At 73.9% G+C, this 24763-nt stretch carries 22 protein-coding genes; 8 read left to right on the top strand and 14 right to left on the bottom strand.

The annotated features are described in order from the left end of the window. Window positions 1-10: 10 nt before the first annotated feature. The 5 genes from serS to ABZ801_RS01750 all read right to left on the bottom strand — a co-directional run bounded on the left by serS (window position 11) and on the right by ABZ801_RS01750 (window position 5107). On the bottom strand, window positions 11-1270 hold the full coding sequence (gene serS, locus ABZ801_RS01770; RefSeq protein ID WP_360691412.1) for a serine--tRNA ligase: 1260 nt from the start codon (window positions 1268-1270) through the stop codon (window positions 11-13). A 76-nt stretch (window positions 1271-1346) separates the two neighbouring features. Then, window positions 1347-2153: a class I SAM-dependent methyltransferase gene (locus tag ABZ801_RS01765; protein ID WP_360691409.1), complete on the bottom strand. Its 807-nt coding sequence runs from the start codon at window positions 2151-2153 to the stop codon at window positions 1347-1349. A gap of 33 nt (window positions 2154-2186) precedes the next feature. After that, complete coding sequence (pheA, locus tag ABZ801_RS01760) at window positions 2187-3110, bottom strand: prephenate dehydratase (protein WP_360691406.1); 924 nt, start codon at window positions 3108-3110, stop codon at window positions 2187-2189. 207 nt (window positions 3111-3317) lie between these two features. Beyond that, window positions 3318-3770, bottom strand: coding sequence for a DUF4446 family protein (locus ABZ801_RS01755; protein WP_344942362.1), 453 nt, complete (start codon window positions 3768-3770; stop codon window positions 3318-3320). Then, window positions 3770-5107, bottom strand: a complete 1338-nt coding sequence (locus ABZ801_RS01750; protein WP_360691403.1) for a glycosyltransferase 87 family protein — start codon at window positions 5105-5107, stop codon at window positions 3770-3772. Before ABZ801_RS01750 ends, ABZ801_RS01755 begins: the two co-directional genes overlap by 1 nt. A gap of 40 nt (window positions 5108-5147) precedes the next feature. Here ABZ801_RS01750 and ABZ801_RS01745 point away from each other — a divergent pair, with 40 nt between their 5' ends. Then, the gene (locus tag ABZ801_RS01745; protein WP_360691400.1) at window positions 5148-7424 is read left to right on the top strand and encodes a hypothetical protein; all 2277 of its coding nucleotides are present in this window, start codon (window positions 5148-5150) and stop codon (window positions 7422-7424) included. On the opposite strand, the gene mptB is transcribed toward ABZ801_RS01745, so the two are convergent. The 3 genes from mptB to ABZ801_RS01730 all read right to left on the bottom strand — a co-directional run bounded on the left by mptB (window position 7306) and on the right by ABZ801_RS01730 (window position 10088). Beyond that, window positions 7306-8895, bottom strand: a complete 1590-nt coding sequence (gene mptB, locus ABZ801_RS01740; protein ID WP_360691397.1) for a polyprenol phosphomannose-dependent alpha 1,6 mannosyltransferase MptB — start codon at window positions 8893-8895, stop codon at window positions 7306-7308. The two genes, ABZ801_RS01745 and mptB, sit on opposite strands and share 119 nt — an antisense overlap. Continuing rightward, complete coding sequence (locus ABZ801_RS01735) at window positions 8892-9617, bottom strand: glycosyltransferase family 2 protein (protein WP_360691394.1); 726 nt, start codon at window positions 9615-9617, stop codon at window positions 8892-8894. Before ABZ801_RS01735 ends, mptB begins: the two co-directional genes overlap by 4 nt. Window positions 9618-9752: 135 nt before the next feature. After that, a complete protein-coding gene (locus ABZ801_RS01730; RefSeq protein ID WP_285494626.1) occupies window positions 9753-10088 on the bottom strand; it encodes an STAS domain-containing protein in 336 nt (111 codons plus the stop codon). 294 nt (window positions 10089-10382) lie between these two features. On the opposite strand from ABZ801_RS01730, the gene ABZ801_RS01725 reads away from it, so the two are divergent. The 5 genes from ABZ801_RS01725 to ABZ801_RS01705 all read left to right on the top strand — a co-directional run bounded on the left by ABZ801_RS01725 (window position 10383) and on the right by ABZ801_RS01705 (window position 14658). Further along, window positions 10383-10748 carry a hypothetical protein gene (locus ABZ801_RS01725; RefSeq protein ID WP_344941801.1) on the top strand — a complete coding sequence of 122 codons (366 nt, stop codon included), beginning with the start codon at window positions 10383-10385 and terminating at the stop codon, window positions 10746-10748. 271 nt (window positions 10749-11019) lie between these two features. Then, window positions 11020-11736 carry a dienelactone hydrolase family protein gene (locus ABZ801_RS01720; RefSeq protein ID WP_360691391.1) on the top strand — a complete coding sequence of 239 codons (717 nt, stop codon included), beginning with the start codon at window positions 11020-11022 and terminating at the stop codon, window positions 11734-11736. Between the two features lie 104 nt (window positions 11737-11840). After that, window positions 11841-12734 (top strand): hypothetical protein, encoded by an 894-nt coding sequence (locus tag ABZ801_RS01715; protein ID WP_360691388.1) that lies wholly within the window; start codon window positions 11841-11843, stop codon window positions 12732-12734. Between the two features lie 65 nt (window positions 12735-12799). Then, window positions 12800-12970, top strand: a complete 171-nt coding sequence (locus ABZ801_RS01710) for a hypothetical protein (RefSeq protein WP_344941787.1) — start codon at window positions 12800-12802, stop codon at window positions 12968-12970. Window positions 12971-13089: 119 nt separating this feature from the next. Then, complete coding sequence (locus tag ABZ801_RS01705) at window positions 13090-14658, top strand: long-chain-fatty-acid--CoA ligase (RefSeq protein ID WP_360691385.1); 1569 nt, start codon at window positions 13090-13092, stop codon at window positions 14656-14658. Window positions 14659-14738: 80 nt separating this feature from the next. Here ABZ801_RS01705 and ABZ801_RS01700 read toward each other — a convergent pair whose 3' ends face one another. Next, on the bottom strand, window positions 14739-15680 hold the full coding sequence (locus tag ABZ801_RS01700; protein ID WP_360691382.1) for an endonuclease/exonuclease/phosphatase family protein: 942 nt from the start codon (window positions 15678-15680) through the stop codon (window positions 14739-14741). A 161-nt stretch (window positions 15681-15841) separates the two neighbouring features. Beyond that, window positions 15842-16756, bottom strand: coding sequence for an alpha/beta hydrolase (locus ABZ801_RS01695; protein ID WP_360691379.1), 915 nt, complete (start codon window positions 16754-16756; stop codon window positions 15842-15844). Window positions 16757-16836: 80 nt separating this feature from the next. Between ABZ801_RS01695 and ABZ801_RS01690 the strand changes: the two genes are divergently transcribed. After that, window positions 16837-17568, top strand: coding sequence for a TetR/AcrR family transcriptional regulator (locus tag ABZ801_RS01690; RefSeq protein ID WP_360691376.1), 732 nt, complete (start codon window positions 16837-16839; stop codon window positions 17566-17568). A gap of 50 nt (window positions 17569-17618) precedes the next feature. Here the strand turns inward: ABZ801_RS01690 and tuf are convergent, their stop codons facing one another. After that, window positions 17619-18806 carry an elongation factor Tu gene (gene tuf, locus ABZ801_RS01685; protein ID WP_360691373.1) on the bottom strand — a complete coding sequence of 396 codons (1188 nt, stop codon included), beginning with the start codon at window positions 18804-18806 and terminating at the stop codon, window positions 17619-17621. A 389-nt stretch (window positions 18807-19195) separates the two neighbouring features. Further along, on the bottom strand, window positions 19196-20596 hold the full coding sequence (locus tag ABZ801_RS01680; protein WP_360691371.1) for an MFS transporter: 1401 nt from the start codon (window positions 20594-20596) through the stop codon (window positions 19196-19198). A 68-nt stretch (window positions 20597-20664) separates the two neighbouring features. Here ABZ801_RS01680 and ABZ801_RS01675 point away from each other — a divergent pair, with 68 nt between their 5' ends. Next, entirely contained in the window at window positions 20665-21870 is a 1206-nt protein-coding gene (locus ABZ801_RS01675; RefSeq protein ID WP_360691368.1) for an arginine deiminase, read from the top strand. 114 nt (window positions 21871-21984) lie between these two features. On the opposite strand, the gene ABZ801_RS01670 is transcribed toward ABZ801_RS01675, so the two are convergent. Together ABZ801_RS01670 and ABZ801_RS01665 are read right to left on the bottom strand one after the other, a co-directional pair. Further along, complete coding sequence (locus ABZ801_RS01670; protein WP_360691364.1) at window positions 21985-22506, bottom strand: ATP-binding protein; 522 nt, start codon at window positions 22504-22506, stop codon at window positions 21985-21987. Window positions 22507-22813: 307 nt separating this feature from the next. After that, window positions 22814-24703: a PAS domain-containing protein gene (locus ABZ801_RS01665; RefSeq protein ID WP_360691361.1), complete on the bottom strand. Its 1890-nt coding sequence runs from the start codon at window positions 24701-24703 to the stop codon at window positions 22814-22816. Window positions 24704-24763 lie beyond the last annotated feature (60 nt).

Genomic DNA, 24763 nt, shown 5'->3' with positions numbered 1-24763 from the left:
CGAGCGTTTCTCAGCGCTTGACGGGCTCCAGCACCTCCAGGCCGAGGTACTTCTGCAGCGCCTCGGGCACGCGCACCGACCCGTCGGCCTGCTGGTGGTTCTCCAGGATCGCCACGATCCACCGGGTGGTGGCCAGCGTGCCGTTCAGCGTCGCGACGGGCTGGTTGCGGCCGTCCTCGTCCCGGTACCGCACCGCCAGGCGCCGCGCCTGGAAGTCGGTGCAGTTGGACGTCGACGTCACCTCGCGGTAGGTCCGCTGCGTCGGCACCCACGCCTCGCAGTCGTACTTGCGGGCCGCGCTGGCCCCCAGGTCGCCGGCCGCCACGTCGATCACCCGGTACGGCAGCTCGCACTTGGCGAGCATCTCCTTCTCCCACTCCAGCAGCCGCAGGTGCTCGGCGTGGGCGTCCTCCGGACGGCAGTAGGAGAACATCTCGACCTTGTCGAACTGGTGCACCCGGATGATGCCCCGGGTGTCCTTGCCGTACGAGCCCGCCTCCCGGCGGAAGCAGGACGACCAGCCCGCGTACCGCCGGGGCAGCCCGTCGATGATCTCGTTCATGTGGTACGCGGCCAGCGGCACCTCGGAGGTGCCCACCAGGTACAGATCGTCCTGCGGCAGCTGGTAGACCTCGGCGGCGTGCGCGCCGAGGAACCCGGTGCCCTCCATGGCCTCCGGCTTCACCAGGACCGGCGGGTACATCGGGACGAACCCGTTGGCGACCGCCTGCTCCATGGCCAGGTTGAGCAGCGCGAGCTGCAGCCGCGCGCCGACCCCGGTCAGGAAGTAGAACCGCGCGCCGGACACCTTGGCGCCGCGCTCCATGTCGATCGCGCCCAGGCTCTCGCCGAGCTCCAGGTGGTCCTTGGGCTCGAAGTCGAACGCCGGGGGCTCGCCGACGTGCTCCAGGACGACGAAGTCCTCCTCGCCGCCGGGCGGGGCGCCCTCCTCGATGATGTTCGGGACGGTCTTCAGCAGCGCGTCCAGCTCGGCGCCGAGCCGGTCGGCCTCGGCCTCGGCGTCCTTGACCTGCTGCGCCAGCTCCTTGGCGCGGGCCAGCAGCCGCTGCCGCTCGTCCCCCTGCGCCTTCGACACCGACTTGCCGAAACTCTTCTGCTCGGCGCGCAGCCGCTCGAACGCCGACAGCGCGCCGCGCCGCCGCTCGTCCAGGTCGAGCAGCGTGCCGACGACGGTCTCGTCCTCCCCGCGGGCGCGCTGCGAGGCGCGCAACCGCTCGGGGTCCTCTCGAAGAGCTCGCAGGTCAACCACAAACCCGAGGCTACCGGTGCGGCGCCCCTGGCGCGCGCGAGAATTCCCCTCCCGGCCCGGCGCGGGCGCGGCCGGCTCAGCGGGTGCCGTGGGCGAGCAGGGCGTGCGCGGGCAGCGCGACCTGCCCGTCCCCGACGGTGTAACCGGCCATGATCCGGTCGTACGCGGCCTTGACGCGGGAGATCGTCTCGGGCGTCTGACGCTGGACGATCACGCCGTTGGTGCCGACGGCCGCCTGCGGACCGGTCTCCCACCAGTACTCGGGGTCGGCGGTGTGCGTCCAGTCCAGCTCGTCCACGGCCGCGTCGGCGAACCCGGCGCCGGCGACCAGCGCCCGGAACGCCGCCGGCTCGCCGTGCTCCATGAACGGCGGGGTGGGGATGTCGTCCGGCCACGGCACGCCGACCGCGTCGAGCGCCTCGCCCACCACCCCGAGCGCGCCGCTGCCCGGCATCCGCCAGCACGTCAGGGCGAGACGTCCGCCCGGCCGCAGCACCCGGCGCAGCTCCTTCAACGCCGCGTCGGGCTCCCCCACATGGTTGATCACGAAGTTGCCGACGACGGCGTCGAACGTCTCGTCGGGGAACGGCAGCTCGGGCAGCGTCGCCACCCGCACGTCCAGGCCGGGCACGTTGCGGGACGCGGTCTCGGCCATCAGCGGGTCGGCGTCCACGGCCGTCACCTCGGCGCCCCGCCGCACCGCCTCCCGCGCGACGGGGCCCGGCCCGGTGCCCACGTCCAGCGTCCTGGTGCCCTCCGTGACGCGCGCCGCGTCGAGCAGAGGCCCGACGGTGTAGGCGGTCAGACGGGCGAAGCCGCGTTCGTAGGCCGGGGCGCGTCCCGCCCACAGGTCGCGTTCGTAGGCGTCGAAGTCCGTCGTCATCCCAGGGAGCCTACGCGCCGTCCGCGCCCAGGGTCAGGCGTGGCCGCTGCGGATGGAGCGCAGCCAGGCGGCGGCCTCGGTGAAGTCGGCGTCGTGGGTGCCGCGGCGGATCTCCGGGCGGACCTGGTCGGCGCGGGGGTAGGAGCCGAGGAAGCGCACGTCGGCGCAGATGCGGCGCAGGCCCATCAGCGCCTCGCCGACGCGGGCGTCCTCGACGTGCCCCTCGAAGTCCATCCAGAACAGGTACGAGCCCAGCCCCGCGCCGGTGGGCCGCGACTGGATCAGCGTCAGGTTGATGCCGCGCATGGCGAACTCGTTGAGGATCTCCAGCAGGGCGCCGGGGTGGTCCTCGCCGATGAAGGCGACCACGGTGGTGCGGTCCATGCCGGTGCGCGGCGGCGGGACGCAGGGACGCCGCAGCTCGATGAAGCGGGTCACCGCGTCGGCCACGTCGTGGATGTCCTCGGCCAGCACCGACAGGTTGTAGCGGGCGGCGGCGAACGCCCCGGCCAGCGCGGCGTCGTAGTGGCCGTCGGCGACCCGCTGGGCGGCCTCGGCGTTGGACGTGGCGGCCCGCCACTCGGCGTCCGGGACGTGCTCGGCCAGCCAGCGGCGGCACTGCGGCTGCGCGTGCGGGTGCGAGGCGACGGTCTTGATGTCGGCGAACGTGGTGCCGGGCCGCACCAGCAGCGCGAACGACACCGGCAGGTGGACCTCGGCGACGATCTGCAGCGGCTCGCCGGTGGCCAGCTCGTCCAGGGTGGTCGGCACCGAGCCCTCGACGGAGTTCTCCAGCGCGACGACGGCCGCGTCGGCGTCGGCGCGGCGCAGGGCGTCCAGCGCGGCGGGCACGGTCTCGTACGGCAGCTGCTCGGCGCCGTCCGCGCCCGGCAACTGGCGCAGCGCGGCCTCGGTGAACGTGCCTCGGGGACCGAGGAACGCGTACGTCCTGGTCACGTGACGCCCTCCGGCCGTGTGCACGCTTTTCCCAATGGCATGTGAATGACTCCTCCGCCGCGTCGAGAACGCGCGGCGGGCTCTGTGACAGGTGGTGAGGTCGTCGAGTCTACGTGCCCGTCCGGTCCGGCACCGGCAAAGAACCGATCATGAGCCCGTCATGAACGCGGCGGGACGCGCGGCCCGGGGCCGGGGACCGGTGGGGCGTCAGGCGCGGGCGGTGGGCGTGCGGTCGCCGAAGTCGGCCAGCGGGTCGTCCATGGTGACGACGGGGCCCTTGCCCAGGCGCGCGGCGCGCAGGACCTGGTTCTCCTCGGGGGAGAGCTTCTCCAGGGGGTGGCCGTCGCGCACCGGCTTGGCGTAGGTGCGGGTCTCCGTGCGGCCGTTGATGGAACTGATCACCACGCCGTCGCCGTTGGCGTTGATCAGGGCGAGCGAGAACGACCGGTGCCCGGACATCTCCTTGAGCGCGTCGTAGTGGACGATGGCCAGGTCGCGCAGCGCCTGGCCGTCCACCGTTCCGGCGGCGAGCTGAAGTTGCCGCCGCAGCACCGCACCGCACTCGTCGACGACCTGGTTCACCCTGTTGTGGGCCACCACCGCGATGGACAGACCGGCCACCCCGGCGACCAATCCGGCGACGGCCACCGCTACCAGCATCACGGGGTGAGCGTACCGACCCCGGCCTCCCGGCGAGAAGAACCTTCGGAAACGGCCGGCCCGGCCATCCGGTCGAGCAGCCGCCGCCCGAGGAACGCGATCAGCGCCAGCGCGGCCAGTCCGAAGGCGCTCTGGATGATCCGCCCGAGAACGATCGAGGGAATCGGATGGTCGGGACCGATCAGCCGGGTCCCCCACCACGGCAGCGGGAACAGGAAGTAAAGCCAGACGAGCCCGGCGAACAGACATCTTCGCGTGTCCCGCCCGTCTCCCACCACCGCGCCGATGACCGGGATGATCCACACAAGGTGGTGGATCCACCCCACGGGCGACAGCAGCACCGACAGCAGGCCGGTGATCGCGACGCCCGCCAGCAGGGCGGCGCGGGCGTCCGGGCCCGGCGCCATCGCGTCGGCGGTGAGCGTCGCGCGGCGGGCCAGCCGGAACCCGTGGTAGCCCACGTAGGCGGTCAGCGCCAGCCACAGCAGGCTGGTGATCGGGTCGGGCAGGTAGATCCGGGCGAGCATGCCGTTGATGGCCTGGTTGGTGGTGCCGTTGACGGCGCCGGTGCGGTCGCCGCCCTCCAGCAGCGCGCCGAACCAGTAGTCGACCGAGTCGCCCGGCAGCAGCGCGAACCCGGCCAGGCTGGCGACGACGGCGGTCAGCACCGCGTTGGCGGCCGCGTCCCGCCGCCCGGTGATCCAGAAGTAGATCAGGAAGACGCCCGGCACCAGCTTGATCGCGACGGCCAGGCCGACCAGCAGGCCGCGCGGCCAGCGCGGCGTCCGCACGCAGCAGTCGGCCAGGCACATCGCCAGCAGGAACAGCCCCACCTGGCCGAACCGCGCCTGGTCGTACACGGGGACGAGCCAGGCCGTGGCGCCGACGAGCGCGCCCATCGCCAGCGGCGCCCACCGGCCCGCCCGCCGGACGAGGTCGCGGAACGACAGCCACACCACGATCACCAGCGCGACGTACAGCAGCACCATCCATGTCACCTGGGCCGCGCCCCACGACATGAGGGTGAACGGCACCGCCAGCGCGGCCGCGATCGGCGGGTAGGTGAACGGCAGCAGCTGCGGCGGCTGGGTGAGCACCTCGTACAGCGGCGCCCCGCGCAGGACGGCGCGTCCGCCGTCCCGGTACACCTCCAGGTCGACCAGGCGCTGGTCCGGGGGGTTGGTCAGCCAGTGGACGACGATCGGCGCGACCGCTGCCACCGCGACGAGGATTCCGGCCGCCAGGATCAGCAGGTTCGCCGGCGAAGCCGGCGAAGCGGACCGCGCTGGTGCCGCCCGCCGGCGTTCCGGCTGGTCCGTCCCGATACGTTCGCCCATGTCCCCATCCTGATGTAAGCCGCCCACTACCCTTGCACGCATGACGCATCGGGGGGCGGCGGCCGAAACGCGCAGGGTCGTGGCGACCATTGTGGCCGTCGGCGCGGCGCTGCTCGCGCTGTTCGCCGTCTCGTCCCCCCGTGCTCACGCCGCCGAAGCGTCCGCCACCTCCGCCCGCTCCACGGCCGCGCCCACCGGACGGGTGGCGATCATCGGGATCCCCGGGCTGAAGTGGAAGGACGTGACCCGCGCCGGGACGCCGGCGCTGTGGCGGCTGACCGGGCAGGGCGCCGCGGGCGCGCTCAGCATCCGCACCACCCGGGTCAACACCTGCCCGATGGACGGCTGGCTGACGGTGTCGGCGGGGCAGCGGGCCCGGCTGGCGCACGGCGACTGCGCGCTGCCGTCGGCGCCGGTGACGGCGGGGCAGCCAGGGGCGCAGCCGGGCGTGCCGCCGGAGGGCGGGGCGCTGGCCCCCGGCTGGCAGACGATCAAGGACGACAACACGCGGACCTCCTACCACGCCCAGGTGGGCCTGCTCGGCGACGCGGTGCGCGGCGCGGGCGGCTGCACCCTGGCCGTCGGCCCCGGCGCGGTCTTCGGGCTGGCCGACCGGGCGGGACGCGTCGACCGGTACGCCCCGTCCCCCGACAAGGTGCCCGCCGCCGACTGGTCGCGGTGCGCGCTGGTCGGCGTGGAGATCGACGACATCTTCCGCGCCTACCTGACCGCGGGGGTGGACGCCGAGGGCGATCAGGTCCCGGTGACCGACCGCGACCGCGCCCAGGCCGCGCGGGCGGCGGACCAGCGGGTCGCCCAGGTGCTGGCGGGCCTCCCCCAGGGCACGACGGTGCTCGTGGCGGGGCTCTCGGACACGGGCGTCAAGCCCCACATCCGCGTGGCCGTCGCCCAGGGCCCCACGGGCGAGTCCGGCAAGACGTACGAGCCGGGTTACCTGACGTCCAGCGCCACCCGGCAGACCGCCCTGATCACCCTCACCGACCTCACCGCGACCACGTTGAAGGCGCTCGGGCTCCAGCAGCCCAAGGAGGCCGTCGGCTCGGCGTGGCGCACGGCCGAAGGCGGCGGCGCCACGACCATGGAGAAGGTCGACCGGCTGCGGGACGAGGACGTGGCCGCCCAGGCGATCCGGCACGTCCAGGGCGGGTTCTGGTGGGTGCTGGGGGGCGCCCAACTGGTGCTGTACGGCATCGCGGGCGTGGCGTTGCGGCGGCGTTGGAACGTCCCCGCGTCGCGGGCGCGCATCCTCAGCGGGACGCGGTTCGTCGCCCTGATCGGGGGCGCGGTACCGGTCGCCACGTTCCTGACCGGGCTGGTGCCGTGGTGGAACCTGCCGTACCCGACGCTGGCGCTCATCGCCGCCGTCCTGGGGTTCAGCGTGCTGGTGGCCGTGCTGGCGTCGACGGGGCCGTGGCGCGACTCGGTGATCGTCCCCGCGCTGGCGATCACGGCCGTCACCGCCCTGACGCTGGCGCTGGACGTCATGGCCGGCTCGCGGCTGCAGCTCAACACGCTGATGGGCTACAACGCGATCATCGCCGGCCGGTTCTACGGGTTCGGCAACCAGGCGTTCTCGCTGTTCGCGGTGGCGGCGATCCTGACGGCGGCGTGGCTGGCCGAGCGCCCGGTCCGGGCGGGCCGCCGGGCGGTCGCCGTGGCGATCATCGCGGCGGTCGGGACGGCGGCGGTCGCGGTGGACGGCCTGCCCGCCTGGGGCAGCGACTTCGGCGGCGTGATCGCGATGGTGCCCGCGTTCGCCGTCCTCGGCATGATGGCCACCGGGCAGCGGGTGTCGGCGCTGCGGGTCGGGTTGTTCTGCCTGCTCGGCGCCGCGCTGGTGCTGCTGATCTCCTACGTCAACTCGCGCAGCGCCAACCCGACGCACCTGGGCCGGTTCTGGCAGGACCTGATGGACGGCGACGCCTGGGACGTGGTGGTGCGCAAGTTCGGCGCCATGCTGCGCAGCCTGGGCTACTGGCCGTTCACGATCGCGCTGGCGGGCGCCATCGGGTTCCTGTACTTCGTGCTGATGCGGCCGTTGAAGTGGCGGGCCTCGCTGCTGGAACGGCTGTACGAGCGGAGCCCGACGATGCGTCCCGCGCTGGTCTGCGCCCTCACCGTCGGGGTGGTCGGCACGCTGGTGAACGACTCGGGCGTGGTGATCCTGTCGGTGGCGTTCAGCCTGGGGACCCCGTTGGTGCTCGCGGCGGCGGTGCGGGCGCTGGAGCTGGATCTGGCCGCCGAAGGCACATCCGCACCGCGGCGATCAGAATCACCGTCAACGTCACGGGGATGACGCCCGGCCGCACCACGTCCAGCAGGAAGTCCAGCGAGGACGGCAGCCCGATCAGCTCGGGGTCGCGGGCGGGCAGGTAGCCGAGGCTGAGCGCGCCGGTGTGCGCCAGCAGCAGCCAGTCGAACCGCGACCACGGCAGCAGCGCGAGCGCGGCCCACGCGAACCCGCTGTACCAGGGCAGCTCGTAGGGCGTGGCCAGCAGCCAGGCCAGCACCAGCGCCGCCGCGACCCGTTCGCCCTCGACCCCCGTGTCGGCGCCCCCGTCGGCGGGGCGGGCGCGGGGCAGGGCGCGGGCCAGCAGCACCGCCAGCACCGCGAACAGCGTCAGCCAGCCGATCTTGATGAAGACGCGGTTCTCGCGGCCGAACACCAGGTCGGCGAGATGCCAGGGGGTCGCCAGCGACACCTGGTCGGCGGCCCGCCTGAGCTGGTCGAACGTGTGCGGGCCGGCGATCGCGTAGGTGGCCGCCGTCACCGCCAGCGCTCCCGCGGCCAGGGCCGCCAGGCGCAGCGCGGCGGCGCCCCGTGCACCCGGCGCGCGGCCGTCACGGGCCAGGGCCCAGGCGAGCCCGCCGCCGACGAGCGCGGCGGGCACCTTGATCGCGCCACCGACCGCGATCAGGGCCCCGGCGCCCAGCGCGCGCGGCACCGTGCCGGGACGGCCGCGCCGCCGCGCCGAGAACAGCGCCAGCCCCGCCACCATCGGGCAGACCGCCAGCGCGTCGTTGTGGGCGCCGCCGACCAGGTGGTACAGCAGCAGCGGGTTGCACGTCCACAGCAGCGTGACGCGCAGCCGCCGCTCGGCGGTGCCGGCGGTGCGGTAGAGGATCCAGGCGGTCAGCGCGAACGCCAGCGCGTTGAACATCGACAGGACGAACACCGTCAGCCGCACCGAGTCGCCGCCCACCCAGGACGCCAGGGCCTGCGTGGCGGTGGCGACCGGCCCGTACACCGACGGCGTGCGCCGCCACTCCTCCACCTCGCTGATCACCGGGTCGCCGGGCACGTCCACCGCCCGCGTGACGTACGGGTCGTGCCCGGTGACCGCCATACGGCCGTAGGCGGCGTAGTTGAGGTGGTCGGCGGACCCGACCGGCGGCATCAGCGTGAACGCCGCCACCATCAGCAGCCCCGCCGCCATCAGCGGGCCCGGACGGCACCGCCAGCCCTTGCGCACGGCGCGCCAGCACAGCGCCAGGCCCACCGTCCCGATGATCACCCCGGCCGCGACCAGGCCGATCACCAGGTACGGCGACGGGTGGACGGTCAGCGAGTAGGGCGGCTGCCAGGCCGCGCCGCGCAGTTCGGGCTGCATGGCCGACGGGCCCAGCAGGGCCGTCAGCAGGAAGCAGCCGAGGCTCGTCCCGACGGCGGCGAGCCCGGCACGGCCCCCGGCGGGGCGGCGGTCGCCCGCCGCGCCGGAGGACGCGGGACCGGTCACCGCGACGGCACCGGGACGAGACGAGGTCACGACAGGCGGGTGCCGCGCAGCATCCGCGCCACGGCCGGTTCGCGCACGGCCAGGGCGCGCGCCACGTCGCGGAACTGCCGGGCCCGGTGCAGCTGGGCCCGCCAGTCGGTGCCGGTGGCCCGGTGCGCCAGCGGCACCTCCACCTCGGTCACCCGGAACCCCTGGCGCAGCAGGTCGATGGTCAGGGCGGTCTCGACGCCGAACCCGGCGGCCAGCGGACGCGCGGCCTCGAACGCGGCCCGGGTCAGGCAGCGCTGCCCGTTCAGCGGCTGCGTCGCCTCCCAGCCGGTGGCGCGCCGGATGCCGTCCCGTGAGAGCCGCACCACGAACCCGTGCCCGCCCAGCTTCACCGTGGTGGAGAACACCGCGATCGTCATGTCGGCCTCGCCGCGCCGCACCGGCTCGACGAGCGGGGCGGCGTCGCGGGCGGTGTCGGCCAGGTCGGCGTCCAGGAACAGCAGGTGGCGCGGCTCGTGGCGGTCGTCGTCCAGCAGCCACACCGCCTCGGCCCCGCTCTCCATCGCCGCGCCCTTGCCGCGGTTGCGGCCGTGCCGCACGACCTTGGCCCCGGCCTGCTCGGCGACCCGGGCGGTGCCGTCGGCGGAACCGTCGTCCACCACCACGACCAGCCCGGCGCCGGGCAGTTCCAGCGCCGCCTTGACGGTCGCCGCGATCCGGTCCGCCTCGTCCTTGGCCGGGATGACCACCGCTACGTCCTGCATACGGGCGATCGTAGTGCGGGTTCGCAAGAGCTGTCCGCGAACGGCAGCGACCCGCGGGGTCGTTCCCCCGCGGGTCGCTCGTCGTTAACGCGGTCGTCGGCGCCCGCGCCCCCGGGCGTGCCGGGGGCTGCCGGGTCAGCCGACGTCGAGGACAGGCACCGCGTCGCACACGGTGAACACCGTGTCCAGTCCGGTCACCTGCAGGATGCGCCGCACGGCCGGGCGCGGCGCGGCCAGCTCCAGTGAGCCGCCCTGCTCCTTGAGCCGCTTCATGGCCGCCAGCAGCACGTTCATTCCGGTCGAGTCGCAGAATTCGACGCCGCTCAGGTCGACGACGATGCGGTCGACCGGCTCGCGCAGCAGGCCCGCCAGGGCGGCCTGCAGACGCGGCGCGGTGTACAGGTCGAGCTCGCCCGTCGCTGTGACGACGGCGTTACCTCCCTGAGACGCGGTCGAGACATTCAGCTCCACGTTCGGCACACTATCGGGCCGAGCGCCGACGAGCCAGAGGGTTGCCGGAACCGCCGTGTCCCCGCGCCCGGTACGTATGACCTTGGCGTATGACGTTGAGTGATGTCTTGATTACGACCATCGGCGGACTCCTCCCCCTATGGCCGTCTCCCGTCCGTCCGGACTGCGGAATTCCCCTCCGCGCGGCCCCGAAGTAGGGGACGCTGAGCGGGTGCGACAGCGGCAGAGGCAGGCGGCGAGCCCCGGACGACGCCCCGCGAGCCCGGCGGCGACCCCGCGCGGGGGGTGCCGCGCGTGAAGGCCGAGCGAGATCCGCGCGAGGTCCGGCTCCGCGAGCGCATCGAGGCGATCCGGGCCCGGTCGGCGAAGTCGACCTCCTGGCGTTCGCCCGCCCAGTACCTGTCCCGCCTGGTCAACGACACCGGGCACGTCCCGGTCAAGGCGCGGCTGTCGCGCGAGGACCTGACGTTCCTGGCGGGCGCCCGGGACGAGGTGATCGCGTTCGCCGACCTGGCCGTCCGCCTGATCGAGCTGCACCGTCCGCAGGACTCGGGCGGCATCACCAGCGACCCGGACAGCCCGATCCGCCGCTGCCGCGCCTGCATGTGGCGCTGGCCCTGCCCCACCTTCCGCGCCATCGACGAGTCCCTCGACCGCTGACCCGCGCGGCCGCGCCCCCCGGCCCCGCTACGCGGCGGCACGCACCCCCCGGCGGCGACCGTCTCCACGACCTGGCCTCGTTCCTCGGCTCCCTCGACCTGGACTTCACCGTCCTGGCCCCCCGACGAATTGGCGCGCCACCTGCGGCGCCTCGCCGCCCGCTACACCACCGCCGCCGGCGGGAGTCAGCCGCCCGCGAACGGGGGCCCACGACGGCCCGGCCGGTGACTAGCGTGATCGTCAAGATCACGTCAAGACGGGGGAGTCACGGATGACAGTGCGGGAGCGTGCGGTCGGATACGAGCACGAGGGCGTCGCCCTCCAGGGGAGGCTCAGCCTGGCCGCGGACGCGGCCGGGAAACGCCCGGCCGTGCTGGTGTTCCACGGCATGGAAGGCCGGAGCCCCGTCCAGGTGCAGTTCGCGAACAGGCTCACGGAGTGGGGTTACGCGGGTTTCTCCGTCGACCTCTTCGGCAACGGGGAGGACGGTGACGTCGAGCGCGGCGAACGATCGATGACGGAGATGATGGCGGACCGCGACCTCCTGCGGCGCCGCGTGCTGCACGTGCTGGACCTGGTGCGGGCCCTGCCCGAGGTCGACCCCGACCGGGTCGCGGCGGTCGGGTTCTGCTTCGGTGGCCTGTGCGTCCTCGACCTCGCGCGCAGCGGCGCCGAGCTGCGCGGGGTGGCCAGCTTCCACGGCGTCCTCACTCCGCCCGCGGGCGCGACGCCGAACGAGATCCGCTGCAAGGTGATCGTGTTCCACGGCTGGGACGATCCGTTCGCGCCACCGCAGGACGTGGTGAACCTCGGCCGCGAGCTGTCCGAGGCCGGCGCCGACTGGCAGGTCCACGCCTACGGCAACACCATGCATTCGTTCATGGCGCCGGCGGCCGACAGGCCCGAGGCCGGGATCGCCTACAACGCGACGGCCGCCCGCCGCGCATGGTCCTCGCTCGGATCGTTCCTGGACGAGGCGTTCGCCTGAGCCGGTCGCCGCCCGCATCCGGGGGCCGTCGTGCCGCCGACGCCGCGGCCGCCGGGTGTGGAGCGTCACCGGGATGTTACGGGCGATCGGTTTTAATGGGGCGCATGTCCTCGACTCGGACCGCGCCCTCCGGCGGAGCGCCGATCGTGGCGCTGCTGCTCGGCGGCGCCGTCGCCACGGCGATCAACGCGCTGTATGTGATCGTCTTCCTGTTCTTCGTGATCGAGCAGGGCCAGGCCCCCACCAGCATGATCAACGACGTGCTCGCCACGCTCGTCTCCGTGGTGATGGGGCTGGCCGTCTCCGGGCCGCTGCTGTTCACCCGTCCGCGCGGACCGGTGGCACCGCTGCTGGCGGTCGTGTTCTCGCTCGTCGCCAACGTCATCGGGGACATCCTCGGCAACTACGGCTACGGCCTGCTGAACGGCATGGCGCCGTCGCCGGACTACCTCTCGCTGTACTTCCGCTCCCACGGCGACCTCACCGTGTTCGGCTGGTTCCTGGTGCTGCTGACGCCCGTCGTGGCGGCGGCGCTCGCCGGGCTGCGCGTCATGATGGTGGGCCGGGGCGTCCAGCAGCAGCCCGCCGCCGGGCCGTGGGGGGCGCCGCAGCCTCCCGGCGGTCCGTACGCGCCGCCACCGGCAGGTGGCGGATACGCGGCTCCCGGGGCTGGTGGGGCGCACGCGCCGCCGCCCGGAGGGTACGGGCAGCCCGCCCCCGGCCAGCCGTACCCCGGCCAGCCTTCGCCGGGGCAACCCGCGTCCGGGCAGCCGCCGTATCCTGCCAATCCCGGTCAGCCGTACCCGGGGCAGCCGGGCCAGCCGGGGCAGCCGGGCCAGCCGGGGCAGCCGGGGCAGGACGCCCCGCCGCCGTGGCAGCAGCACAATCCGTACGGACAGCCCGGCCAGGGCGCGCCGCCCCAGCAGCCCGGACAGGGGCCCTCGCACAACGCCGGCCCTGACCCGTCTCAGGGTGGCGTTCCGCCTTCGGGCGGGTAAGCGCAGCCGCCGGGTCGTCCCACAGGGTGATGACGCGCCCTGCCCCGCGCAATACGGTGAGACGCATGGGACGGACAATTCTTACGGTCGTCGGCGTCATCCTCGCGCTGTGGCTGCTCATGAGCGTCATCGGCTGGGTGCTGTCGATGCTGAAGCTGTTCTTCTTCGTCGGCTTCGTCGCGGTGCTGGTCTTCCTGGTGGTCACCCTGGTCGCGAAGGGCGCCAAGAGCAGGTAGCGCGTGGCCGGGGCGGCGGCCGCGTCCATCGCCCGCGATCGACGCGGGGCCCTTGCCGCCGCCCGCCGGTGACCTCATGATGCGCAGACAACCGTGGTCACCGGCGAAAGGGGATCTTCGTGCCAAGCCTGACCCAGGTGCTGCGCGAGCGCGCGCGACGTCATCCGGACCGGCTCGCCTACATCGCGGGCGACACCCAGATCACCTACCGGGACTTCGACCGGCGCGTGGACCAGGTGGCGGCGGCGCTGGCCGCGGCCGGGGTCGGGCCCGGCGACCGGGTGGCCGTTCTCGACAAGAACTCCATGGAGTACGCCGAGCTGCTGTTCGGCGCGGCCCGGGTGGGCGCCGCGGAGGTGCCCGTCAACTACCGTCTCGCGCCCGACGAGGTGGCCTACATCGTCAACAACGCGCAGGCGAAGGTGTTCGTCGTCGGCCCCGAGTTCCTGCCGGTGCTGGACGCGATCGCGGGGAAGCTGGAGCACACCACGCACCCGGTGGTCGTCGGCGGCTCGGGGCACGCCTACCGTGACTACGCCGAGTGGACGGGCGCCCACGAGCCCCCGGCCGCGCCCCCGGACGACGACGCCGACACCGCCGAGGTGTTCGTCCAGCTCTACTCGTCCGGCACCACCGGGCTGCCCAAGGGCGTGATGCTCACCCACGACAACTTCAACTCGGTGCTGCCGCTCACCAACGAGCTGTGGGGCATCGACGACGACAGCGTGATGATGGTCGCGATGCCGATGTACCACGTGGCGGGCTGCGCGCTCGCCGTGTGCACGCTGTTCGACGGCCTCACCGGCGTCATCGTCCGCGAGCCCGACCCGGTCGCCATCGCCCGCGCGATCGAACGGCACCGGGTGACGCACGTGTTCCTCGTCCCGGTGCTGCTGCAGTTCATGCAGCTGATGCCCGAGGTGCGCGAGGCGGACATGTCGAGCCTGCGGCTGCTGCTGTACGGCGCGTCCCCCATCAGCGAGGACGTGCTGCGCGGCGCCATGGAGCTGCTGCCCGGCACCGGGTTCATGCAGGTCTACGGGTTGACGGAGACCACCGGCGCCATCACCTACCTGCCGCCGGAGGACCACGACCCGGGCGGCCCGAACGCGCACCGGCTGCGCAGCGCGGGCGTGCCCAACCCCGCCTGCCGCCTGCGGATCGCCGACCCGGCGACGCTGGAGGAGGTGCCGCGCGGGCAGGTCGGCGAGATCCTGTGCCGGACGCCGCAGAACATGAAGGGCTACTGGGGGATGCCGGAGGCCACCGCCGCGGCGCTGCTGGAGGACGGCTGGTTCCGCACCGGCGACGCCGGATACCTGGACGAGGACGGCTACCTCTACATCCATGACCGGGTCAAGGACATGATCATCTCCGGTGGGGAGAACATCTACCCGGCCGAGGTGGAGAACGTGCTGATGGGCCATCCGGGCGTCGCCGACTGCGCGGTGATCGGGGTGCCGGACGAGCGGTGGGGCGAGACGCCCAAGGCGTTCGTCGTGCCCGCCGAGGGCGCCGAGTTCTCCGAGCAGGAGATCATCGACTACTGCCGGGAGCGGCTGGCGCACTTCAAGTGCCCCACGTCCGTCGAGCGCCGCGACGCCATCCCGCGCAACCCCACCGGCAAGATCCTCAAGAAGGATCTGCGCACCCCGTACTGGCAGGGCCAGGACCGCGCCGTCCACTGAGCCCCGGCGGATCCGGGTGAGGCGTGCCGCACGGCACCCTCACCCGCGTTCGCCGCGCTCCGCGCCGGCGGACGGCCGGGTCAGCGGGCCTCGATGATCGCGTCGCGGTCGGGGAAGCGGACGACCGCGCCGACCGGCCGGTGGTCGGACGAGCGGACCGGCGTCTCCGGCACCCCGCACGAGATCCCGGCGGGCGCGGAGGCGAACAGGTAGTCGGTCTTCTCCACCGGCGCGCCGTTCCAGTCCTGCCGGGTCTTGGCGCCGGTGCGGGCGGTGCCGGGTCCCTGGTCGCATTCGGCGTAGTCGCGGTAGAGCACGTCGAGGTGGCGGGACTCGGGCTGCTCGCCCAGGTCGCCGCCGAAGACGACGCGTCCCGTCCCGGCCACCTCGGCGACCTTCTGGGCCTGCTTCCGCCGCCAGTCGCCGCGCGGGTCGTCGTCCCAGCGGGCGGTGCTCAGCCGCGCCGTGCACAGCTTGGCGTGCCAGGCGCCCACCTGCCCGCACAGCGCCACCCGCCGCACGCCCGGCGGCGAGGGCAGTTCCGTGGCGCGCACGTCGGTGAGGCGCTCCCTGGAGCCGATGGCCACGCCGAGACGCCCCTGCCCGTTGGCGCACTTGCGCGGCGAGCCGTCGGCCCCCCGGTACGGTGCGAACTCCCAGCTCCACGCCTTGAACTGGGACGTCTTGCGCAGCGCGGTCACGTGCCCGGAGCAGACCTCCTGCAGGAACACCGCGTCCATGTTCACCTTGCGGCCGCCGACGCGAACGTCCGCCATCTGCCGCGGGATGTCGCGGACCAGATCGGCGGGACGCGACCCGAGCGGGCATCCGGGCGCGGCGTCACCGCAGACGTTCCAGGTCATCGCGGTGACGGTGGCCGCGGGGACCTCCCGTGCGCCGTCGGCGAGGGCCGGTCCGAGGTCCGGGGCTCCCTCGATCGCGGCACCGGCACCGGCGGTCACCACGACCGCCGCGGCGCCGCACACGGCAAGCAGGGGGATCAGGGCGCGGGGGGCTCGCACACGTTCTCCAGGTCGGGGAAAAAGACACGGGGGGAATGATCACGAATCCCACCACATAGGGAACCACGTCCGCCAGCGATTCGCCCGCACCCGAGCCCCCGGACCCGAAACCCGTCTGACCACCCGGCCACCCGACGGGCGGACGCTCCCTCGGGCCACGTTCAGCCGGCGGACGGGTGCCCGTCCGCCAGCCGCCGGATCTCGTCGGCGACGACGTCCCAGACGGATTCCGGCAGGTCGTGGCCGACGCCGGGCAGGATGACCAGCCGGGCCCCGGGAATGCGGGCCGCGATCCGGCGCCCGGCGCTCGGCCGGACGAGCGGGTCGGCCTCCCCGTGCAGGATCAGCGTCGGCACGGTGATCTCGCTGATCGCCGGGCCGCGCCATCGGGCGCCGATCTGGCGGCTCTGCGCCTGCCTGTCCCGTACGCCCGTGTCGGCGATGACGGTGAGGTGCTCGCGGACGGCGGCCTCGTCGAACGGCTGGCCGGGCACGCTGAGGATGCGCGCGACCTCGACCCCGGCCTCGACGTCCCCCTCGGGGGTGTCGGGGTGCCGGACACGCGCCAGCCTGGCGAGCGTCCCGGGCCGGATGTAGCGCACGGCGCCCAGGCCCGCCGCGTCACCCGGAACGGCCGAGGCCGACGTCAGCGTGCGGACCCGGCCGGGATGGCGGACGGCGATCCGCTGGGCGACGGCCCCGCCGAGCGACTGCCCGAACAGGTGCGCCGAACTCCAGCCCAGCGCGTCCAGCACCGCGATCCCGTCGTCGGTCATGTCCTCGGCGGTGTACGCCTCGCCGCCGCCGCGCACCAGCGCGCTGATCGGGTTGCCGGTGGCGGTCCGCGGCAGGTGAGACGATTCGCCGGCGTCGCGCTGGTCGTACCGGGCGACCGCGAATCCCCGCGCGGCCAGGGCCAGGCACAGGCCGTCGGGCCACCAGCGCCGGGAGATTCCGAGGCCCGTGACGAGCAGCAGCGGATCCCCGTCGGTGCCCGTGGTCAGCCGGTCGTACGCCACCTGGACTCGCCCGTTGTCGGCCCACCGAACCGGCGTCCACAGATCCGTCGCGTGCATGGCCCCTCCAATAACTGCGATCAGCGTTCGCAGTTAATAGCCTAGGGCACGGACACGCCGAGGATCCGACAGGGGGGCCGGTGGCGGACGAGACGCAGGCCGGACGGCCGAGGACCGTGTGGGAGCGGCCCGACCGGGGCACCCGCGGGCCGGCGCCCGAGCGCAGCCGCGCCCAGATCACCTCGGCCGCCATCGAGCTGGCCGACCAGGGCGGGCTGGACGCGCTGTCCCTGCGGGCGCTGGCCAAACGCCTCGGCACCGGCCCGGCGTCCCTCTACCGGTACGTGTCGGGACGCGACGACCTGCTCGACCTGATGGCCGACGCCGTCGTGGGGGAGATCGATCTGGACGTCCCGCTGTGCGGCGACCCGGTCACCGACCTGACGGGGCTCGCCGTCCGCGCCAAGGCCGTGCATCTGCGGCATCCGTGGCTCGCCGAGCTGGCGCCCGAACCGCTCAGGGTCGGCCCGAACGGGCTCGCCTACGCCGACCGGGCTCTGGCGGCGCTGGAACCGGCGGGGCTGGACGGCCGTGCGGCGCTGGAGGCCGTCGCCGTCATGTCGGCGCTGGTGACGGTGTTCGCACGCACCGAGCTGCAGGCCCGCCGCACCCCGACCGAACGGCAGACCGCGCAGGCCGCCTACCTCGCGAGCGCCGCGGCGGGAGGCCGCTATCCGCGCCTCGCGGCGGCCCTGGCGGGCGGCGCGTCCGCCGACCCGCTCGGTGACGCGGACGCGCTCTTCACGCGGATCATGCGGGCGGTGCTCACGGGCCTGACCGGGCCGGACACGACGCGACGCCCCGGCGGGTGACGCGGCGTGCGCCGGCGGGCTCCCGGGCGGAGCCCGCCGGCGCACGCGGCCTACTCGTCCACCACGGCGGTGACGGTGCCGGCGCCGACCGTGCGGCCGCCCTCGCGGATCGCGAAGCCGAGGCCCTCGGCCATGGCGACCGGCTTGCCGAGCTCGACCGTCATCTCGACGGTGTCGCCCGGCATCGCCATGCCGCCCTCGCCGCCGAGGTCCACGCCGCCCACCACGTCGGTGGTGCGGAAGTGGAACTGCGGCCGGTAGCCGTGGAAGAACGGCCTGCTGCGGCCGCCCTCCGCCGCGGTCAGCACCCGCACCCGGGCGCGGAACCGGGTGTGCGGGCGGATCGCACCCGGCGTGCTGACCACCTGGCCGCGCCGGACCTGGTCCCGCTTGACGCCGCGCAGCAGCATCGCGGTGTTGTCCCCGGCCTCGGCGCGGCCCATCGCCTGCCCGAACGTCTCCAGGCCGGTGGCGACGGTGGCGAACGTGTCCCCGAGACCGACGACCTCGACGGGGTCGCCGACCCGGATCGCGCCCTGCGCCACCACGCCGGTCACGACGGTGCCGCGGCCGGTGATGGTCAGCACGTTCTCCACCGGCATGAGGAACGGCCGGTCGAGCACCCGCTCGGGGACGGGCACGTAGGCGTCGATCGCGTCCAGCAGCTCCACGACGCGGGCCGTCCAGTACGGGTCGCCCTCCAGCGCCCGCAGCCCGGACACCCGGACCACCGGCACCTGGTCGCCGGGGAACCCGTACTCGGTCAGCAGCTCGCGGACCTCCAGCTCCACCAGGTCGAGCAGCTCGGGGTCGTCGACCGCGTCGGCCTTGTTGAGCGCGACCACCACGTGCCGCACGCCCACCTGGCGGGCCAGCACGACGTGCTCGCGGGTCTGCGGCATCGCGCCGTCCTGCGCCGAGACCACCAGCACCGCCCCGTCGACCTGCGCCGCGCCGGTGATCATGTTCTTCACGAAGTCGGCGTGGCCGGGCATGTCGACGTGGGCGTAGTGCCGGGTGGCGGTCTCGTACTGGACGTGGGCGATGTTGATGGTGATGCCGCGCTCGCGCTCCTCGGGGGCCCGGTCGATGCGGTCGAACGGGACGGCCGCGGCCAGCCCGCGCTCGGCCAGCACCTTGGTGATGGCCGCGGTCAGCGTGGTCTTGCCGTGGTCGACGTGCCCCATCGTGCCGATGTTGAGATGCGGCTTGGTCCGCTCGTACAGCGGCTTGGCCATGTCGGTGAGTCCTCACTCGATCGTGTCGGAAGTGAGAACCGCACGGGCGTCCGGCCGCGCGTGGTGCGCGCGGTCGTCGTCGGCCCGTGTTCTGGTGGCAACCCCCCTCCGCTGGTTCTCGTCGGAGGCGGGACGGAGGAGGGTCAGCCTCGCAGGCCGTCGATGACGGCCGCGTCGGCTGCCGCTGCCAGGGAGGCAGCCGGCGCCGCGCTCAGCAGAGTGACCTCTGCGAGCGTGCGGGCGCCGGCTGCGAAGAACATGCCCTGAGGGTACGAACCCGGCCGCGGCGGTGTCGATCCCTTTTTCACGGCCGTGTGAACGCGGGGGTGCGCCCGGCGGTCCGCACGACGAGCGTGCACCGCCCGGACAGGCGCCGGGCATGAACGCGATCAGGCGGTGTGCTCCGCCCTGCCCTCGGCGGCCGGGTCCGCGCGGCCGGGAGCGCCGAGCAGGAGCAGCCCGACGGCGGCGCCGGTGAACTGGCACGCGGCGATGGCCAGCACCAGGCCGACCGGGCCCAGGTGGTCGGCGAGCACGCCGGTCAGCGCCGCGCCCACCGCGAACGTGCCGATCTTCAGGCTGCCGCCGGTGGTGTTGACCTGCCCCAGCCGGTCCGGCGGCGACTCGCGTTGACGCAGCAGCAGCGTGGCGGCGAAGACGGGGCCCTCGCACAGCCCGGCGGCCAGGAAGCACAGCAGGGCCCACGGCAACGACGGCGCCCACGCCAGCGCGGCCAGCGAGCCGCCGAAGGCCAGCAGCCCCGCCACCATCACCCGTTCGGCGTGCCGGGGGCGCAGCCAGCGGGCGGACGCCAGCGAACCGGCCAGCGAGCCCGCCGCGCAGGCCACCATCAGCTGGCCGCCCGCGCTCGGCTCGGCGTCCAGGCGTTCGGCCAGCAGCACGGCCGCGATCGCGATGCCGCCCCACCCCAGCCACGCCAGCGACGTCGCCGCCGTGAGCGCGCGCAACACCCGGTTGCCCACCAGCACCGACAACCCGCCGACCACCGCGTCCACCAGCGCCCCCGCGGTGCCGCGCCTGTCGACTCGCGCGGCGTGCTCGTCAGGCCGCTTCTCCGCGCCGGCGTCTCCGGCCGTCTCATGGCGGGGCGCCTGCATGGCCGCCTCGCCTACGTCGGACTGTCCGGCCGTCTGCGCGGCGCCGGCCTCGGCCGTCCGCCCGTCGTAGGCGGCTGCCTCGCTCCCGGCCGGCACGGTCGGCGGGTCGGCGGGGCCGGGGAACGGGAGGAGGGGCAGGGCGAGCAGGGCGACGAACGCGCTGGCCACGACGGCGAAACCCGCGTACGTTCCGGTCGCCGCGGCGGCCAGGCCCGCGGCCAGGCCGGGGCCGGCGATGGCCGCGACGTTGTAGCTCGACGCCTCCAGCCCGTACGCGCGCGGCAGCCGCTCGGCCGGGACGTACCGCGGCAGCAGGCTCGTCAGCGCGACGACGACGGGTTCGGTCACGCCGATCACGGCGGCGACCAGCAGGGCGAGCCCCAGCGGGGAGCGTCCCGCCATGAGCAGCAGCGCCGCCGCCGCGACCGCGTAGCACACCGCCAGCGTCATGATCACCGGGCGGGGGCGGCGGACCCGGTCGAGCGCGTGGCCGATCAGCGGGCCGCTCAGCACGTACGGCAGGGTCGCGGCGGTCTGCAGGAACCCGGCGGCGGCGGCGCGTCCGGTGCGGGCCTCCACCGTCAGGACCAGCGCGGTCGCCATCCCCTCCGCCGAGACCCGCAGCAGCGTGGCGGCCGTCAGGTGCAAGGGGAGCGCACCGCGGTTGATCACCTCGTGATGGTGGCACACCGCCCGGACCGGCCGGTAGGCACGAGAATCGGGCCACATAGACTGCCGGTGTGGCTGAGACGACCGAACACCGGGTCACCAGCGAGGTGGGACGGCTGCGGACCGTCCTGCTGCACCGCCCGGGCGCGGAGCTCAAACGCCTGACGCCGCGGAACAACGACAAGCTGCTGTTCGACGGCATCCCCTGGGTGGGACGCGCCCAGGAGGAGCACGACGCGTTCGCCCAGGCGCTGCGCGACCGGGGCGTCGAGGTGCTCTACATCACCGAACTGCTGCAGGACGTCCTGGAGTACGAGACGGCGCGCGACGAGGCGATCAGCGGCGTGCTCGACGACCCCCGCCTCGGCGACCAGCTGCGCCGCGTGGTCGAGGGGTACCTGCGCGACCAGGACCCCGAGGTGCTCGCCCACACGCTGATCGCGGGGCTGGCGCACGAGGAGCTGAAGACCGGTCACGGCCTGGTCTACCGGCTGCTGGACCGGCACGACTTCATCATCGACCCGCTGCCCAGCCTGCTGTTCACCCGCGACAACAGCACCTGGATCGGCGACCGGGTGGCGGTGACGAGCCTGGCGATGCCCGCCCGGCACCGCGAGTCGGCCCTGATCGGCCTGGTCTACGCGCACCACCCGAGGTTCGCCGGGGTGCGGCAGGTGTACGACCCGACGCTGGAGCACGTGGAGGGCGGGGACGTCCTGCTGCTGTGCCCCGGCGTGATCGCGGTGGGCACGGGGGAGCGCACCACGCCCGCGGGGGTGGAGCGGCTGGCCCGGCAGGTGTTCGACGCCGGGCTTGCCCACACCGTCCTGGCCGTGCCGATCGCGCAGGAACGCGCCACCATGCACCTGGACACGGTCTGCACGATGGTGGACGTCGACACGGTGGTCATGTACCCGCCGATGGCGGACTCGATGACCGCCTACGCGGTGACGGCCGACGACGGCGACCTGCGCGTGGCCGAGCCGCGCCCGTTCCTGGAGGCCGCGGCCGAGGCGATGGGCCTGGACCGCCTGAAGGTCATCGACACCGGCCTGGACCCGGTCACCGCCGAGCGCGAGCAGTGGGACGACGGCAACAACACCCTGGCCATCGCCCCCCGCGTGGCGGTCGCGTACGAGCGCAACATCGAGACCAACGCGCAGCTGGAGGCGGCGGGCATCGAGGTCATCCGGATCAGCGGCAGCGAACTCGGCAGCGGCCGTGGCGGCCCCCGCTGCATGTCCTGCCCACTACTACGCGACACCCCGGCGCTCTAAACCCGGCCGGGCCGGCGGGTGCGGCGGGACGGTTGGAGTGCTCGGGCGGTGTCGACGGGGGCACGACAGCGCCCGAGCTTGACGAGGACCATACAGGGCGCGCGCCGCGCCCGATCAAGCGGGGTATGCCCGGGTCGGTGCGGAATGCGTGCGATGGCCGTTGAGCAGGGAGCTTCCCGGATCGTCCACCCCGTCGCCCACGTTGAAATCGGGCATCAGCGTGTGCGTACGGCTCCGGTGCGACGCCGCGCCGTTGCCCCCGGCGCCGTGCGGCGCGTACAGGACGGCCCACACGGTGGTGACGCCCTCCTCGTGACGGACGCCCCAGCCCTCGGCGAGGGCCTCCACGATGCCGAGGCCGCGTCCGCCGAGCGAGGACAGGGTGCCCGGCCCGCGCCGGGGCTCGGTGCTGGCGCCGCCGTCGCTGACGGCGACCTCCAGCCGCTCCCCGCGCCGCGCCCACGTGACGCGGACCTGCCCGGACGGCAGCGGCCTGGCGTGCCGCAGGGCGTTGCTCAGAAGTTCGCTGATGATGACACTGGCGTCGTCCACGACCGACTCGAAGACACCGGAGGCGAGCAGCTCGGAGCTGAGGCGCCTGCGGGCCACGGCGACGCTGGACGGCGCATGAGGCAACAGTACGACGCTCGACGCCCTCACCTCCCCGTCGATGATCTCCGCTGCTCGGAGGCCCGTCACCCTCGTCGGTACCGACCGAAATGCCCTGATGATATTGTCCGGAAACCCGGGTGAATCACCCGTCACCCCCCACCACGAGCGATGCCCCCTCCGGTCACGCACTCAGGGCCAACATAGGATCTATCCACCCTCCGGGTGGTTACTCCTCCTGCGAGCGTTTCGTCCGTCACACTGATGAAACACCGGCCTTTCACCTGCGTACCTGCGTCACCACCTGTCACGGCATCCGTCCGGATCCGGTCAGCTACGGCCGGCCGTCCTCCGCCCGGCACAGGACCAGGCGCATGCGGGTGCCGCGGCCCCCGGGACCCGGCTCGGCGCTGACGTGGCCGCCCTGCGCCTCGGTCAGGCGTTTGACGATGTAGAGGCCGAGGCCGATCCCGCCGAACCGGCGGCGGTCCCCCGTCTCGCCCTGGACGAACCGTTCGAAGACCCGCTCGTGGTCGCCGGGGGTGATGCCGATGCCCTCGTCCTCCACCGTGACGACGATCGACCCGTCCTCCGGCCAGGCCCGCACGGTGACCGTGCCGCCGTCCGGGGAGTACTTCATCGCGTTCTCCAGCAGCTGGCCGAGGACGATGTCGGTGGCCATCGCGTCGCCCCGCGCGGGCGGCAGGCCGGGCGCCACCTCCAGCCGCACCGGGTGCGCCTCCGACAACGACCGGAACCCCGCCACCACGCCCTCCAGCACGCGGGCCAGGTCGAACGTCTCGATGGTCACCGCCAGCTCGTCGCGTCCGGCCCGCGACCCCAGCAGCAGGTGCTCGACGAGACGGCCGAGCGACTGGGCCCGTTCGGCGATCGTCGCGACGGCGGAGCGGCGGTCGGCGTCGGCCAGCTCGTCCCACCGGTTGACCAGCGTGCTGGCGAACCCCTGCACGACCGTGATCGGGGTGCGCAGCTCGTGGCTGGTGGTGGCCAGGAACAGGTCCTTGGCCTCCTCCAGCGCCTTGGCCTCGCTGACGTCGCGGAAGTCGACCACGACCTCGCCGGTCTCCTCGATCTCGGCGGCCAGCACGTTCAGCCAGATGCCCGACGGCAGCGGGAAGGTGATCATCTCGCCGGGGGCGGGCGCCTCGAACGGCAGCTCCCGGCCGATCGCCTCCTGCGGCGGCACCCCGGTCAGGGTGTGCGCGGCCGGATTCCACTGCCGCACCACGCCGTCACGGTCGAGCACGGCGATGCCGTCCGCGCTGGAGTCGATCACGGCGCGTTCGTGCGCGCGCTGCCGCACCACCTCGGCGTAGGCCACGGCGTTGCCGACCGCGACCCCGGCGTGCCCGGCGAGCAGCTCCAGCAGCTCCAGCTCGGTGTGCCCGACGCGGCGGCCGGAGAACAGCGCGTACAGCGCCCCGTACGGCTCGTTCTGCAGGAACGACAGGCCCAGCGCCACCGTGTGCAGCCCGGGCAGCTCGGACCAGATCAGGTCGCCCAGCCGCCGCTCCCCGCCCGCCAGCATCACGGTCTTGCCCGAGCGCAGCAGCTCCCCGACGAGGCTGGAGCGCAGGTCGGCGGTGGCGCCGCGCATGTGCTCGGGCAGCCCGTTCACGGTGACCAGCCGCAGCCGGTCCCGCTCCAGCCGCACGAACCCGCCCGCGTCCGCGCCGGTCAGCTCGATCAGCGCGGCGGTGATCCGGTCCAGCACCGTGGCCAGGTCCAGTTCGGCGTTGAGGTCGGCGACGATGTCGTTCAGCCGCCGCACCAGCCGGGCCCGCTCGGCCATGTGGTGCTGGACGACCTCGTCCTCCTCGACCGGGTGGTACACCCCGACCCAGCCGAGCAGCCGGCCGTCGCGGTCCTGCAGGACGCTGGTGTCGATGCGCACGTCGATGAGCCGGCCGTCCCGGTGCAGGCGCCGGGTGGCAATGGAGATCTGGCCGGTGTCGGCGCTTTCCAGGCCCTCGGCCCCGCGCCGGGTCAGCAGCCGCTCCTGGACGGCGTTGTGCTCGGCCTTCAGCTCGTCCGGCACGATCGGCGCGACGCGGCCGAGCATCTCCTCGGCCGTCCAGCCGAACATGCGCTCGGCCGCCGGGTTCCACACGGTGACGCGCTGGCGGTCGTCGACGGCCACGATCGCGTCGGCCGCGCACTCGACGACGGCGCGCGCGATCGGGCCGTGGACGTCTTGCTGCACGTCTGTCATCGTGCCACCGGACCTCGTCCCGCCGAGAGCCAACGACTTGCGAAAGGTTCT

Source organism: Actinomadura sp. NPDC047616 (assembly GCF_040642915.1).
Lineage (GTDB): Bacteria > Actinomycetota > Actinomycetes > Streptosporangiales > Streptosporangiaceae > Spirillospora > Spirillospora miaoliensis.
The sequence above is the reverse complement of the archived record's forward strand: the minus strand, read 5'-3'. Positions and strand labels throughout refer to the sequence as shown.